The organism is Sphingobacterium nematocida, from assembly GCF_900168125.1.
In the GTDB taxonomy this organism is placed as follows: Bacteria; Bacteroidota; Bacteroidia; order Sphingobacteriales; family Sphingobacteriaceae; genus Sphingobacterium; species Sphingobacterium nematocida.
This window is the reverse complement of record NZ_FUZF01000003.1, coordinates 301,533-314,856: the sequence shown is the minus strand read 5'-3', so window position 1 is coordinate 314,856 and position 13,324 is coordinate 301,533. Positions and strand designations below refer to the sequence as shown.

10 protein-coding genes are annotated in these 13,324 nt (G+C 40.8%); 4 read left to right on the top strand and 6 right to left on the bottom strand.

The features are described 5' to 3' along the window. Window positions 1–73 precede the first annotated feature (73 nt). Genes B5X76_RS05735 through B5X76_RS05725 form a run of 3 tightly spaced genes read right to left on the bottom strand, consistent with a single transcriptional unit; the run spans window position 74 to window position 3,135 of the window. Window positions 74–796 (bottom strand): L,D-transpeptidase family protein, encoded by a 723-nt coding sequence (locus B5X76_RS05735; RefSeq protein WP_079642070.1) that lies wholly within the window; start codon window positions 794–796, stop codon window positions 74–76. 23 nt (window positions 797–819) lie between these two features. Further along, on the bottom strand, window positions 820–1,392 hold the full coding sequence (locus B5X76_RS05730) for a Crp/Fnr family transcriptional regulator (RefSeq protein ID WP_079642068.1): 573 nt from the start codon (window positions 1,390–1,392) through the stop codon (window positions 820–822). 57 nt (window positions 1,393–1,449) lie between these two features. After that, entirely contained in the window at window positions 1,450–3,135 is a 1,686-nt protein-coding gene (locus B5X76_RS05725; RefSeq protein ID WP_079642067.1) for an RluA family pseudouridine synthase, read from the bottom strand. Between the two features lie 199 nt (window positions 3,136–3,334). On the opposite strand from B5X76_RS05725, the gene B5X76_RS05720 reads away from it, so the two are divergent. Together B5X76_RS05720 and B5X76_RS05715 are read left to right on the top strand one after the other, a co-directional pair. Beyond that, the gene (locus B5X76_RS05720) at window positions 3,335–4,294 is read left to right on the top strand and encodes an aldo/keto reductase (protein ID WP_317042856.1); all 960 of its coding nucleotides are present in this window, start codon (window positions 3,335–3,337) and stop codon (window positions 4,292–4,294) included. Window positions 4,295–4,419: 125 nt separating this feature from the next. Next, entirely contained in the window at window positions 4,420–4,890 is a 471-nt protein-coding gene (locus B5X76_RS05715; protein WP_079642065.1) for a Dps family protein, read from the top strand. 41 nt (window positions 4,891–4,931) lie between these two features. On the opposite strand, the gene B5X76_RS05710 is transcribed toward B5X76_RS05715, so the two are convergent. Both B5X76_RS05710 and B5X76_RS05705 read right to left on the bottom strand, forming a co-directional pair. Continuing rightward, window positions 4,932–5,471: an outer membrane protein gene (locus B5X76_RS05710; protein ID WP_079642063.1), complete on the bottom strand. Its 540-nt coding sequence runs from the start codon at window positions 5,469–5,471 to the stop codon at window positions 4,932–4,934. Between the two features lie 97 nt (window positions 5,472–5,568). After that, a complete protein-coding gene (locus B5X76_RS05705) occupies window positions 5,569–6,024 on the bottom strand; it encodes an RDD family protein (RefSeq protein ID WP_079642062.1) in 456 nt (151 codons plus the stop codon). 214 nt (window positions 6,025–6,238) lie between these two features. Between B5X76_RS05705 and fabV the strand changes: the two genes are divergently transcribed. Continuing rightward, on the top strand, window positions 6,239–7,441 hold the full coding sequence (gene fabV, locus B5X76_RS05700) for an enoyl-ACP reductase FabV (protein WP_079642060.1): 1,203 nt from the start codon (window positions 6,239–6,241) through the stop codon (window positions 7,439–7,441). Between the two features lie 76 nt (window positions 7,442–7,517). Here the strand turns inward: fabV and B5X76_RS05695 are convergent, their stop codons facing one another. Next, window positions 7,518–9,191, bottom strand: a complete 1,674-nt coding sequence (locus B5X76_RS05695; RefSeq protein ID WP_079642059.1) for a DNA polymerase/3'-5' exonuclease PolX — start codon at window positions 9,189–9,191, stop codon at window positions 7,518–7,520. Between the two features lie 274 nt (window positions 9,192–9,465). On the opposite strand from B5X76_RS05695, the gene B5X76_RS05690 reads away from it, so the two are divergent. Then, the gene (locus B5X76_RS05690) at window positions 9,466–13,323 is read left to right on the top strand and encodes a TIM-barrel domain-containing protein (protein WP_079642057.1); all 3,858 of its coding nucleotides are present in this window, start codon (window positions 9,466–9,468) and stop codon (window positions 13,321–13,323) included. The last annotated feature ends 1 nt before the right edge of the window (window position 13,324 follow it).

Here is a 13,324-nt window from a genome sequence, read left to right as displayed (position 1 = left end):
GCAAAAAATGAAGGCCCTGTCCTGGCAAGGACAAAAGATATTTTAATGGTTCATTTAAAATATACGCAGCGATCTAATCAAACACATATCGTCCATTCTGTACGGAATACTGGAGTTCCTTTGAGTTTTTATGAAACAGGTCATAACCTCCTTTTAGATTGTTCCAGAATACTAATGTTGTATCATCTACCTCAGACTTATGTTTTTCTATGTTTTCATCTGTCATTTCAAATGGGAAGATGTAAACCGGGATCTTTTGTTGTCCGGTCTCTTTGGCCCATAACGCATAACAGTATATTTCTTTGATGAGATCGTCTGTCATAGGCAAGCAGCCTACGGTTTCGCATTTTCCATGAATAAAAATATCGGATCCGGTGTATCCTAAGTCTTTATCCAGTTCGTTGGGGTAATTGAGTCCTAAGGATAGGTAGTACAAGCTTTGGGGATTGAATCGATCGATATGATAAAAACCTTCGGGGACCTGTTTGTCTCCTTCTGCTTTTTTGGGACCTAGCACACCAGAGCGTTTACATATGGGATAGGTATGTAATAGGGTATAGGATGTGTCTGTCTTTTTCTTAGCATATAATTCTAGCTTATCCGAATTCTTATAGGCTAGAAATAGGATGTTGAGATTGTCGGGTAATAACCCTAAAGCTGTTAATCTACTTTTTAGAAGGTTTTCTTTTTCTTTCTTTGCGTCGGCAACACGGTCTTCGGTGTGCTGTTGTTTAGGTTGATTTTGGCAGGCAATGCTCATCAATAGGATCATTAAACATGGGATAATCTTGTGCATAGGTTTATTCGATGTTTAAGCGCTTATATATGTGCGATCTCTTTACGGATACGGCTCAGTGAGGTATCGGTGATCCCCAGATAGGTTGCTATGTGTTTGAGCGGTGCCTGTTGGATTACCTGTGGCCTTTCATGCATTAATTGCAGGTATCGTTTTGTCGCAGGTTCGGTAATCATTTCGGTGGCTCTTTTTTTGCTTAGATACAGTTCGAATGCCATCCAGGCACGGCCCCATTCCCGCATAGCTGGGATTTGATGGAAAAGTTCTTGAAAGTCGTCAAATTTAATTTTCCAAAGTGTACAATCGGTGAGGCATTGGATGTATTCCTGTGTAGGGACACGTTGAAAAAGTGAGGCCACTTCAATAGCAACTTCTTTATTACCTTTAAAATCAATAGTTATCTCATTGCCTTCATAATCGTAAAGATAGGAGCGGACTAGTCCAGCTTCGATCACATAGTACTCATTTGCTGTTTGTCCCTTTTGTAACAAGAAGTCACCTTTCGATAGGTTTTTCTTTTCATGTGCATCACATATTAATTCAAAGTCTTTGGCTTCTAACAGGGGGTGTTGATAGGCATATCGCAGTGCTTCCATTTGGGATCTTAAAATTTATTCCAAGTTAAGGAAATGCATCAATATTCTATAATTCTATTAGAAAGGATCTTTGACTTCGAAGCTAATGGATTGTCGTGTCGTGGGATGTACAAATTGGATGTACCCGGCATGTAGATGTAGTCTGTCCGCACGTCTACCATAGAGGTCGTCGCCACATATAGGAGTGTTGAGTCCCTGTTGGTGGGCGGAATGTACACGTAGCTGGTGTGTACGCCCTGTTAACGGGAAATAGTGGATACGCGTTTTGTTACCTTCTATGGCCACTACCTGGTACTGTGTCTGCGCATTTTTGCCATGTTCATAGCATAGCACTTGTCGCGGACGATCTTCTAGATCGACACGCATAGGAAAATCGATGAGCCCTTTCTCTTCATTAATTATACCATCAAGGAGAGCTGTATATCTTTTCTTTACCGTGTGACGGATGAACTGGTCTTGAATAAACTGATGTGCTTCTTTGTTCTTTGCAAGTACTAATATTCCTGAAGTGGACATATCGAGCCGATGTATAATGAGTGGCCCTGTTATCTCAGGGTTGCGCTGTAGGATGCGTGTCTGTACCGAGTCCTGAACATGTATGCCTGGGACAGAAAGAAATTCCTCCGGTTTGTTTACAACAATGATATCGTTGTCTTCAAAGATAATTGGGAGCTCTTTGTTGTCTGCTGGATTTTCAAGAAGTGGGTTAGGGGCTACAGATAGTCCCTGCAACATATGGCTTAGGATAGGCTCACATTTTCCTTTGCAAGCCGGGTAGAAATACCGGTGCTTCCGTATTTCCGATGAAGGGGATGTCCCCCACCAAAATTCAGCCATGCAGACTGGCTTGAGATTGTTGAGATAGGCATGTTGGAGCAGTTTGGGAGCAGCACATTCTCCTGCTCCAGCAGGAGGGAGCATCTGAAGAGCTTCTTCAAAAATCGGAAGTAGGGATTTTCGATGGCCTTGCGCATCGAGAAAAATATATTGATCGAAGAGCTGCTGTTGCAAATTAGCAGAAAGTTGTTTTCGCTGTTCTTTCCTGTCCGAAATCTGTACCAATAGATCTTGCAGTTGGTTTTCTACGAAAGCAATTGCTTCTTTGCTATTTTGCTTTAAAACATCGTACTCGTGTTGATCCCTGTAGCTCTGCTTAACAAGATCCTGTTCTAATAAAGTATAATCTTCCTCGGATAGCAGTGGCTTCTGTTCGTTCCGGACTGTTTTTCGCTTGCTTTTATTTTGTTTATGGTGTATACGTAGATTGCTTAACTCGTCTGCTGTTTGTCGTTGGGTCTCTTGTAGTCGTTGACGTAACAATGGAATATCAGGCATTTCTTCCAAAATTTCGATTTCTCTGTTAAGCTTGTTGATTATCGCTTCTTGCTGAAGAAAAAATCCTTCAGGATTGAGCATATCGAAAAGAGGGGGCACCAAATGCTTATGTATATTGGTGCCGGCTAGTTTTCCAGAGCAAGCGGCCAGATAGCCCAACGTTCCTTGTTGATCTTCAACAACGAGTACCCCAAACATTTTTCCGATAGGGCTACCTTGTTGACCGTCTACTAGCCCAAAATTGTGTTCAAAATCCTGTTGATGGGTTAAATAGTCTTGAAGTTCTTCAGCGGCTAGTAGGCTTAAAGCATCTGGTTCATAACAAAAGGGGAAAGTGAATTTATCCGGTTTTTCCAGCGCTGTGATATCTTGTTTGAAAAGATGGAAAAAGGGAGTTGAATCTTTCATTTTGTTATTCCTATATTATGAAATGCAAAAGTAGGAAGAAGTGGTGGGGTTATCAAGTTATCCAGTTAAGGAGTTATCAAGTTAAGAAGTTAACAAGTTCACATGATAACAACAATTAACTGACTTAAAAATTACATAGGAATCTCCTTGTTGGCTTGAAAAATGGGTAACTTGTAATACTTCAAAAAACGACAGACTTATGATGGATAAAAGACAATTGGGTAGCTCTTCTCTTACTATAGTACCTTTAATTTTCGGTGGCAATGTGTTCGGTTGGACATTGGATGAGGAGGCTTCTTTTAAGATTTTAGATGGTTTTCTAGGTTTGGGATTTAATGCGATAGATACTGCTAATAATTATTCGCATTGGGTACAGGGTAATAAGGGCGGTGAGTCTGAGTCGATAATTGGAAATTGGCTGCGCGCACGTGGAGGTAGGGATAGTATTGTTCTTATGACAAAGGTGGGAGGTAGGTTTGGCTATGACACGAAGCCAAATGTTCAGGGTACTTATATCAAAGAACAGGTTGAACATTCGCTACGTCGATTGCAAACAGATTATATTGACCTTTATCAAACACATTATGATGATGAGGTTACTCCGGTAGAAGAAACTTTACGGGCTTATGAGGATTTGATCAAGGCTGGGAAGATACGTTATATTGGAGCCTCTAATATATCTCCTGAGCGCTTGGTGGAGAGTTTAGAGATTTCGGACGCCAAACAGATTGCTTCTTATGTTTCATTACAGCCCGAGTACAATCTCTATGATCGTGCAAAATTTGAACATTTGTATGAAAAAATAGCTTTTGAAAAACAAATTGGTGTGATTCCGTATTATTCATTAGCCAGCGGTTTTTTAACGGGCAAATATACTTCGGAGGCTGATTTTGGACTGTCAGCTCGGGGGGAGGGTATTCAGAAGAAATATTGGAATGATCGCGGACGACGTATCGTGAAGGCACTGGGCGATGTAGCACAAACTTATGGAGTATCCGCATCCGCGGTAGCATTGGCCTGGTTGTTGGCACAAAGAACCGTAACAGCTCCTATAGCAAGTGCTACTAAAGAGACGCATTTGGAAGCTTTTGCAGAAGCCGTGAATCTGAAACTGGATGTGGAAAGTTTGACTAAGTTGAATGAAGCGAGTAAAGAATGATAGCGCTGATGAAGTGAAGAAAGTTATGAGGGTTAAGAAGGGGTAATAAGTTATAGAGTGACGGGGTATGAAGTGGGCAAACATTAATCATTAACAATTAAACATTAACAATTAAATATATACGTATGAAAGCAAATATCGGAATTAAGGAAAAAGACACGGCTGCCGTGGCAGCTTTATTGAACAAGTTATTGGCAGATGAAAATGTATTGTACACTAAGGTGCGCAACGCACATTGGAATATTGAGGGCGTAGATTTTCATGCGCAACATTTGTTCTTTGAAGGATTGTATGATGAGTTGGCTGAATTGATCGATGAGGTTGCAGAGCGTGTGCGGGCAATTGGACATTATGCTGTCGGTACGATGAAGCAGTTTTTAGAATTGACGCAGCTTACAGAGATGAAGTATGGTAAGAATGATAGTCAAGGGTATATTAAGGAGTTATTGGGAGATTACGAAAGCCTGATCATTACCATCCGTGAATATATTGATGTGGTCGATAAACATGGTGATGCCGGGACAGAAGATTTCTTGGTCGGTGTACTCGCTAAGCATGAAAAAACAGCGTGGATGCTTAGAGCGCATATAAAGTAGTACTAAAGACAAAAGGCTTTCAGAAATGAAAGCCTTTTGTTTTAAAAGTGAATCGAAAATCCTAATCCCGCGGAGAACACATTGCTGCTGTTGTCATCTACGCCCAAATTGTATTTGACCGCAGGCTCCAGTGCCATATTATCCTTTATAAACCAAGCGTAGCCCAGTTGACCGCCAATAGAGTTCGCTGTTATATCTCCTTGCTTTGTACCATTGAAATCGACCTGTACAGTGATACAGTTAATGATGTAATATTTGGCGCCAAATTGGTAAGCAAGTGCATCGCTGTTGAAGTTGGCTGAGGCGAGACCACCAAAGTCGATATCCAGCTCTGTTTTTGTGTATCCGATACCAGCCTTAAAAGCAAGTTTATCTATGACAAAGTATCCTGCCGAGGCGCCAACCTGCCAACTTTTAGCCCAATCAGTTTTTGAATAGCTAAAACCACTATTTCCTGTGCCAAAAGGTGTGAAATTGGTTTCAATCATTATTTTTCCTTTTTGGATGGCAGGGTGAGTCTCTTGTGCCTGAGTGCTTGCCAAGCCTAATACTAGGGCTAAGCTTAAGTAGATTTTTTTCATAAAAAGTTTGGTTTTAATTTATACTATATATTGTATCTCAATAATTTGACGACAAAAGTAATAATAAAAAGAAAAGGGGCCATTTAAAAAATGTATATTATTGTTCATCCCGATAAATCGGAACAGGTAATCGAGCGGGATTTGTCTGTTTATTTACCATCACAGTACCTGCGATCATATCGTGTATCGCTCTTTTCCGAATATCTCCGTGTATGGTTAAAAGAGAAATCCATCCTAAAAATACTTTTGCTACAAAGCGTATCAGTGCTTGAAAGAAATTAATCGGTTTGGTGAAGTCTTCATTTTTTCGGACGTTTATTCTTTTTATTCTATTTCCAACAGTACCGCCCATTGTCTGCATAACGGGTTCGTAAAGGAAAAATACAAAGATCAATGACGCTGCCCTAAGCCAGTCGGGAGCTTCAATGCTGTCGTAAAATAATCCACAAGTATACAGTGTTAGTAAAATAATCCCAGTATCAATAAGGGATGATTGCATTCTATCCATTAAACTGGGGAAAAGATGTTCGTTTTCTAAATCTAAGTCTTGCATTGGTTAATAATTATTTGGTTCATATGTGCATGATTACTACATTATCCGGTAACTGAAGGATAGTTTTGTAGTTTTATCATGACTATTTCTTAAAACTACTTAAATATTTATTTATATCCGATAAATTTCTTTTTTAATCCGTTATTGCGTGAATTCAAAGCATTTTATATAAGTTTGTACCTTTGTTAACATCATTAACATCTAAGTATTAAATATGATTATTCAACCACGCGTAAGAGGTTTTATCTGTTTGACTTCACATCCTGAAGGAACGGCACAAAATGTGAAAAACCAAATTGAATATGTTAAATCGAAAGGTAAAATAAGTAACGGTCCTAAGAAAGTATTGGTCGTAGGAGCTTCTACTGGCTTTGGTTTGGCTTCACGTATCAGCGCTGCATTCGGTTCAGATGCGGCTACTATCGGTGTCTTTTTCGAAAAACCAGCTGCAGAGGGTAAACCAGGTACTGCTGGATGGTATAATACTGCTGCATTTGAAAAAGAAGCGCACGCGGCAGGTTTGTATGCTAAGAGTATCAATGGCGATGCGTTTTCAGATGATATTAAAAAGCAGACTATAGAGTTGATCAAGAAAGATTTAGGTCAGGTAGATTTAATCGTTTACTCTTTGGCTTCTCCAAGACGTACACATCCTAAGACAGGTGTAGCACATGCTTCTGTTTTAAAACCTATAGCACAATCTTTTACCAATAAGACAGTAGATTTTCATGCAGGTGTGGTTTCGGATATTTCGATTCAACCAGTAGAGAACGAAGAAGACATTGCCAACACGATTGCAGTAATGGGGGGAGAGGATTGGAAATTCTGGATTGAGGATATGAAGGCTGCGGGTGTATTGGCAGACGGCGTAAAAACGGTAGCTTATTCCTACATCGGCCCTGAGCTTACTTACCCTATCTACAGAAACGGTACGATCGGAAAAGCAAAAGATGATTTGGAAGGTACAGTTCCAGTTATCAATGACTTGCTGAAAGATCTTAACGGGGTTTCATATGTTTCTGTCAATAAAGCATTGGTTACGCAATCAAGCTCGGCTATACCTGTAGTTCCTTTGTACATTTCATTACTTTATAAAGTAATGAAAGAAAAAGGAATCCACGAGGGTACGATTGAGCAGATGCAACGTTTGTTTGCAGAACGCCTTTACAGTGCTGATGGACAGCTTGCTTTGGACGAAAAAGGACGTATCCGTGTTGACGATTGGGAAATGCGCGATGATGTACAGGAAGAAGTTGCTAAACTTTGGGAACAAGCGACGACAGAAAATTTAGAGGAAATTTCAGATATCCAAGGGTACCGTGACGAATTCTTCCATTTGTTCGGCTTTAACTTCCCTGAAGTAAATTATGAGGCAGATACCAACGAAGTGGTCACTATTCCAAGTATTGAAGGATAAGTAGTTTACTTGATCCTTTATAAATAAAAAATCCATCCGATACAAACGGATGGATTTTATTTTATAAGCTGTGTTCTTAAATTTTAGCCTTACGATTTGCAAGGTAAGTCGAAATTTCTTCTAGCGTAAAGGCATTGAAGCACTTTTCTTTTGTCAATCCGCCTTTACGGGCTACATGTATACCGTAATGCATGTCTAGTAAACCTTCGGTACGGTGCGCATCGGGGTTAATGGAGAGAATTACGCCTTTTTCCAATGCATATCGGTGCCAACGCCAGTCCAAATCCAAGCGTAGTGGGTTCGCATTGATTTCAATGACTACTTGGTTTGCGGCACAGGCATCGATTACTTTTTTGAAATCCAACGGATATCCCGCACGTGCCAAAAGAAGCCTTCCTGTAGGATGTCCCAATATGGTGGTATAAGGATTTTCAATAGCTTTAATTAGGCGAGCAGTAGCTTTTTCTTCGTCCATCTTTAAATTGCTGTGCACAGAAGCGACGACAAAGTCAAATTTAGCCAAGATATCATCGGAGTAATCGAGAGATCCATCGGATAGGATGTCGCTCTCAATCCCTTTGAATATCCGGAAAGGAGCAAGCTCGGTATTGAGTTTATCAATCTCTGCCCACTGTTGTTCTAAGCGATCTATTGTTAGGCCATTTGCGTAAACGGCAGTCTTAGAGTGGTCGCAAATCCCGAAGTAGGAAAGACCAAGATTGTCTTTGCAATATAGTGCCATTTCTTTTAACGAATGAACACCGTCCGAGTAGGTGGAGTGGTTGTGCAGTGTACCTTTCAGGTCGCCAAACTCGATAAGTTGCGGTAGTTGTTGTCTTTGAGCAAGGCTGACCTCATCTAGACCTTCTCTCAGTTCGGGCAGGATGTAGTCTAAGCCCATATTTTTATAGATATCAGCTTCTGTGTCGCCCGTAGGTATTGCTGTGCTCAGCGCCTTTAAAAGAGCTAAATGATCTTCAGATCCTGTGCGTATTAGCCAGTCGTGCGCAAAGGAGGAAGAGCTGGAGGAGTAAATAACAAAAGGACAGGTATTTTCATCCTTAAATGAAAGCTGATCGGTGTCTTCTTCGATAGCTACTTCATTTTGGAGTGTAGTCACGGCCTTACGGATAGACGCGATATCGGTATCGATAATTAGTTCTACCTTTGCGAGTACTTCACATTTTCTACGGAATTCACCGGTGAATTCCACTTGGTTGTTGGGTAAGGCTTTTCGAAGATGCGTTAATACATTGTCTGCTGATGCAATGACTTTTGCATATAAAAACCAACCTTGGTTTGCCATCGAGAATTCAATGGCCTTTTTAATATCTTCTTGTGTTTTTAAGCCGAAGCCTTTGGCTTCAATGAGGCGGTTCTCATTGCAGGCGTAATAAAGCTCACCTACGGTCTCTATAGCTAGATCAGTCCATATAATCTGTATCTTTTTAGGGCCAAGACCTTTGATCTTGAGCATTTCTAAGATTCCTTCTGGAGTTTTGGCCAAAAGTTCATCCAATTCGGGAAAAGTACCAGTGGTTACGATCTGTTTTATTTTCTCGGCTGTACTTTTTCCTATTCCCGGTTGCTCACTTAGTTTTTCCAGGCTTGCTTCTGCAGCTTGGAAGGGTAGCTTGTCCACCTTGAACGACGCACTAGCTATGGCTTTACTACGGAATGGATTTTCATTGTGTAGTTCCATGAGTTGTCCGCAAAGCTTAAAGGTACGCGCTATCGTTTTGTTGTCCATATCTATTCTATTTTGAAGGTTATTCAAAGTTAACAAACTTATGTCGTTTCGGAATAAATCTCCGCTTTTATCGGCAGGATTTCTCCTTCATCTTTACTACTTGGGGCAGGATAGTGCGTATGCAACATTATTATTAGACAATCGTTTGCATCCTGTTGGCTCTTTTTTACTTGGAGATACTATTGTATTATTGTTTCGTTAAATATAAAAGCCAAGTGTTTGTATCGCATGGATTACAATACAAAATGGCTATTCATTATTATAAACCACGCGTATGAAGGTATCTTTTTGGATTGCCAAAGCACAAGTCAGTTTGTTGGTAGGATTGGCTTCTCCATTTATTTTTCAACCTGCCAAACTCAGTGCAAATCCTCCTATTGTTAGCGTACAGCCTATCGATAAAAACAGTAAGATTGTTGCTGTTCAGAAAATAAATTCGACAACAGTAGAGATTGTATATGACAACCTTCAGAGACTGACCTTGGATTTCTATGGTAATCATATTTTCAGAATATTTCAGGATGTAAAGGGCGGAATCATCCGCGATCCGGAAGCAAAACCGGAAGCCAAGATTCTGGTTGAACAACCCAGAAGAGGCGTCGATCAACTTGAAGTAAAGGAAACTGGGAATCAGGTAACGATAACGACAAAGGATATTGAATTTACAATAGACAAAGAGACTTCGCATTTTCGGATTTTAAACCGGCAGAATAACCGTGTAGTGGTTGAAAGCCTAAAACCTATTACTTTCGAGGAAAAACAAGTAACCATCGAATTGAAGGAAGGTCGAGAGGAGTATTTTTTTGGTGGGGGAGTTCAGAATGGACGGTTTTCACATAAAGGAAAAACGATAGCGATTGAAAACCAGAATAGTTGGACGGATGGTGGGGTCGCATCACCTACACCTTATTTTTGGTCCACCAACGGCTATGGTTTTATGTGGCACACCTTTAAAAAAGGTAGCTATACGTTTGGTGCAAAAACAAAGGGTACAGTGCGTTTGTCTCACGATACGGACTATCTAGATGTCTTTTTTATGATAAGCGACGGCGCTGTCCCTTTGTTGAATGACTTTTACCAATTGACCGGCAATCCTATTCTGTTGCCAAAATTTGGTTTGTATCAGGGGCATTTGAATGCCTATAACCGAGACTACTGGACAGCAGACGAAAAAGGGATTCTTTTCGAGGATGGTAAGCGTTATAAAGAGAATCAAAAAGACAATGGCGGTGTTAAAGAGTCATTGAATGGAGAAAAGAATAATTACCAGTTTTCAGCTCGGGCTGTTATCGACCGCTATAAAGCTCATGATATGCCTTTGGGTTGGATATTGCCTAACGACGGTTATGGAGCAGGTTATGGTCAAACTGAAACCCTCGATGGGAATATCAATAATCTAAAAGAGTTTGGTGATTATGCGCGTAAAAATGGCGTTGAAATAGGATTGTGGACACAGTCTGATCTACATCCCAAAGATAGTATCAGTGCATTACTACAGCGTGATATTGTAAAAGAGGTGCGGGATGCGGGGGTGCGTGTACTGAAAACGGACGTGGCATGGGTAGGTCCGGGTTATTCCTTTGGTTTGAATGGGGTGGCGGATGTAGGGCACACTATGCCTTATTACGGTAATGACGCTCGTCCATTTATAATCTCTCTGGATGGATGGGCCGGAACTCAGCGATATGCAGGAATCTGGTCTGGTGATCAGACAGGAGGGGTGTGGGAATACATCCGGTTCCATATTCCTACCTATATAGGCTCCGGGCTTTCGGGGCAGCCTAATATTACTTCGGATATGGATGGAATCTTTGGCGGTAAAAATTTTAAGGTTAATATCAGGGACTTCCAATGGAAAACCTGGACGCCTATGGAACTAAATATGGATGGCTGGGGTTCCAATGAGAAATACCCCCATGCTTTGGGCGAACCCGCTACTTCCATCAATCGCTTTTACCTGAAATTGAAATCTCAATTGGTTCCTTACAGCTATAGTCTTGCCAAAGAAGCTACTGATGGTCTACCCATGATCCGGGCGATGTTCTTAGAGCAGACAAATCCATACACGTTAGGCAAATCTACACAGTACCAGTATATGTATGGGCCGAGTTTTTTGGTGGCACCTATCTACAAGGAGACAAGTGCAGATGAGAAAGGAAACGATATCCGTAACGGTATTTATCTGCCAGACGGAGAATGGATCGATTACTTCACCGGTGATAAGTACGAGGGAAACCTTGTTATCAACGATTTTAAAACTCCCATTTGGAAATTACCTGTTTTTGTGAAAAATGGAGCGATTATTCCATTGACAAACCCGAACAATAACATATTGGAGATAAAGAAGGATCATCGTATTTACGAAGTTTATCCGTTCGGGAATTCGAGTTTTAAAGAGTATGACGATGATGGTAAGACCGAAGCTTATCGTTATGGAAAAGGGGTAAATACGAAAATTTCTTCCGTTTTGGCGGGAAGTAAAGCTTTGTTCACGATCGCCCCATCCGAAGGTGATTTTGGAGGTTTTGAAAAAGTAAAATCTACAGAGGTCCGTTTCAATGTAACAGAGGCACCCAAAAAAGTCGTTGTGAAGGTGAATAAAAAAGGTGTAAAGCTTCAGGAAGTACATTCATTAGCAGCGTTCAATAGTACGGACAACGTTTACTTTTATGATGAGCAGCCAAATTTAAACCAATTTGCGACTAAGGGTTCCGAATTTGAGAAAACTAGTCTGATCAAAAATCCAATGGTCTTGGTGCGTATTGGTAAACAAGATGTTTCTGCTACAACCCTTGAAATACAGGTCGACGGTTTTAAGTATGCACCGGTGGATAAATACCTGTCACAGACAGGGGCATTGGCTATGCCTAAAGCGGTAGTGCCAGATAGTAGTAGGCAAGCCTATACATTGTTGCCGCAATGGGACAAGGTAGCAAATGCCGACTATTATGAGATTGCGTTTAACGATTTGGTCTACTCGACAATCCAGGGAAATCAGTTGCTTTTTGAAGACCTGGAAGCGGAAAGTGACTATGTTTTTAAAATTAGAGCGGTGAATAAGTCGGGCGTGTCGGAATGGAGTACATTTTCTGCTAAAACGAAAGCTAATCCGTTGGAGTTTGCTATTGAGGGCATTCTAGCTGAAACGTCGGTGGATAATCAGGACGGAAGTGAAATCGACAAGCTCTTTAACTATGATGAGGGGGATATGTGGCACACCAAATGGGGGCAAAAGGCTGTTCCATTTGAGATAGTTTTAGATCTTAGGACCGTAAATCAGTTAGATAAGTTTGAGTATCTTCCAAGGACAGATGGTGGAAATGGCATTCTGCAAAAAGGAAAAGTGTCTTATAGTAATGATAAAAACAACTGGACAGAGGCAGGCAGCTTTGAATGGAAGCGTGATGGGGAAATGAAACGTTTTAATTTCGATAATCATCCTGTGGCCCGTTTTGTTAAAATCTCGGTTACGGAAGCTGTAGGAGGTTTTGGATCTGGTCGGGAGCTTTATATTTTTAAGGTTCCGGGATCTTCGAGTTATTTGCCGGGAGATATCAATAATGACCGTCTTATTGATCAGAATGACCTGACGTCGTATATTAATTATACGGGAATACGGATGGGTGACGGTGATTTTGAGGGGTATGTAAGTAATGGTGATGTGAATAAAAATAATCTAATAGATGCCTATGATATTTCGAATGTCGCAGTGGTTATTGAAGGAGGGGCTAAGCCAGCCAAAGACGAGCAGGTAGCTGGTGTGTTGAAATTGCTCCCATCTAAAACTTTATTGAAAGCTGGAGAGATTGTAGAGGTGAGCGTAACGGGGGAAAATCTCAAAGCTGTCAATGCGCTTAGTTTTGCCCTACCATACAATAATGGAGATTTTGAATTCGTAGGTGTGGAGTCGCTGCATATGAAGGGAATGAATAATTATACCAATGACCGGCTTCATACCAATGGTAGTAAGGTTCTGTATCCTACATTTGTGAATCTTGGAAATAAAGAGACGCTAAATGGCTCTGAGGTCTTGTTTAAGATTAAGTTGAAAGCAAAACGGAATGTTAGTTTTAATCTGAAGGCTGTTGACGGTCTTTTAGTGGATAAAAAGCTCAATTCGGTCACTTTTTAAC

Bases quoted from the DNA above. Each gene is read 5' to 3' on its own strand.
- B5X76_RS05725 (WP_079642067.1), bottom strand. From the start codon at position 3,135: ATGAAAGATTCAACTCCCTTTTTCCATCTTTTCAAACAAGATATCACA.
- B5X76_RS05735 (WP_079642070.1), bottom strand. From the start codon at position 796: ATGCACAAGATTATCCCATGTTTAATGATCCTATTGATGAGCATTGCC.
- B5X76_RS05705 (WP_079642062.1), bottom strand. From the start codon at position 6,024: ATGCAAGACTTAGATTTAGAAAACGAACATCTTTTCCCCAGTTTAATG.
- B5X76_RS05695 (WP_079642059.1), bottom strand. From the start codon at position 9,191: ATGGACAACAAAACGATAGCGCGTACCTTTAAGCTTTGCGGACAACTC.
- B5X76_RS05710 (WP_079642063.1), bottom strand. From the start codon at position 5,471: ATGAAAAAAATCTACTTAAGCTTAGCCCTAGTATTAGGCTTGGCAAGC.
- B5X76_RS05690 (WP_079642057.1), top strand. From the start codon at position 9,466: ATGAAGGTATCTTTTTGGATTGCCAAAGCACAAGTCAGTTTGTTGGTA.
- B5X76_RS05720 (WP_317042856.1), top strand. From the start codon at position 3,335: ATGATGGATAAAAGACAATTGGGTAGCTCTTCTCTTACTATAGTACCT.
- B5X76_RS05715 (WP_079642065.1), top strand. From the start codon at position 4,420: ATGAAAGCAAATATCGGAATTAAGGAAAAAGACACGGCTGCCGTGGCA.
- fabV (WP_079642060.1), top strand. From the start codon at position 6,239: ATGATTATTCAACCACGCGTAAGAGGTTTTATCTGTTTGACTTCACAT.
- B5X76_RS05730 (WP_079642068.1), bottom strand. From the start codon at position 1,392: ATGGAAGCACTGCGATATGCCTATCAACACCCCCTGTTAGAAGCCAAA.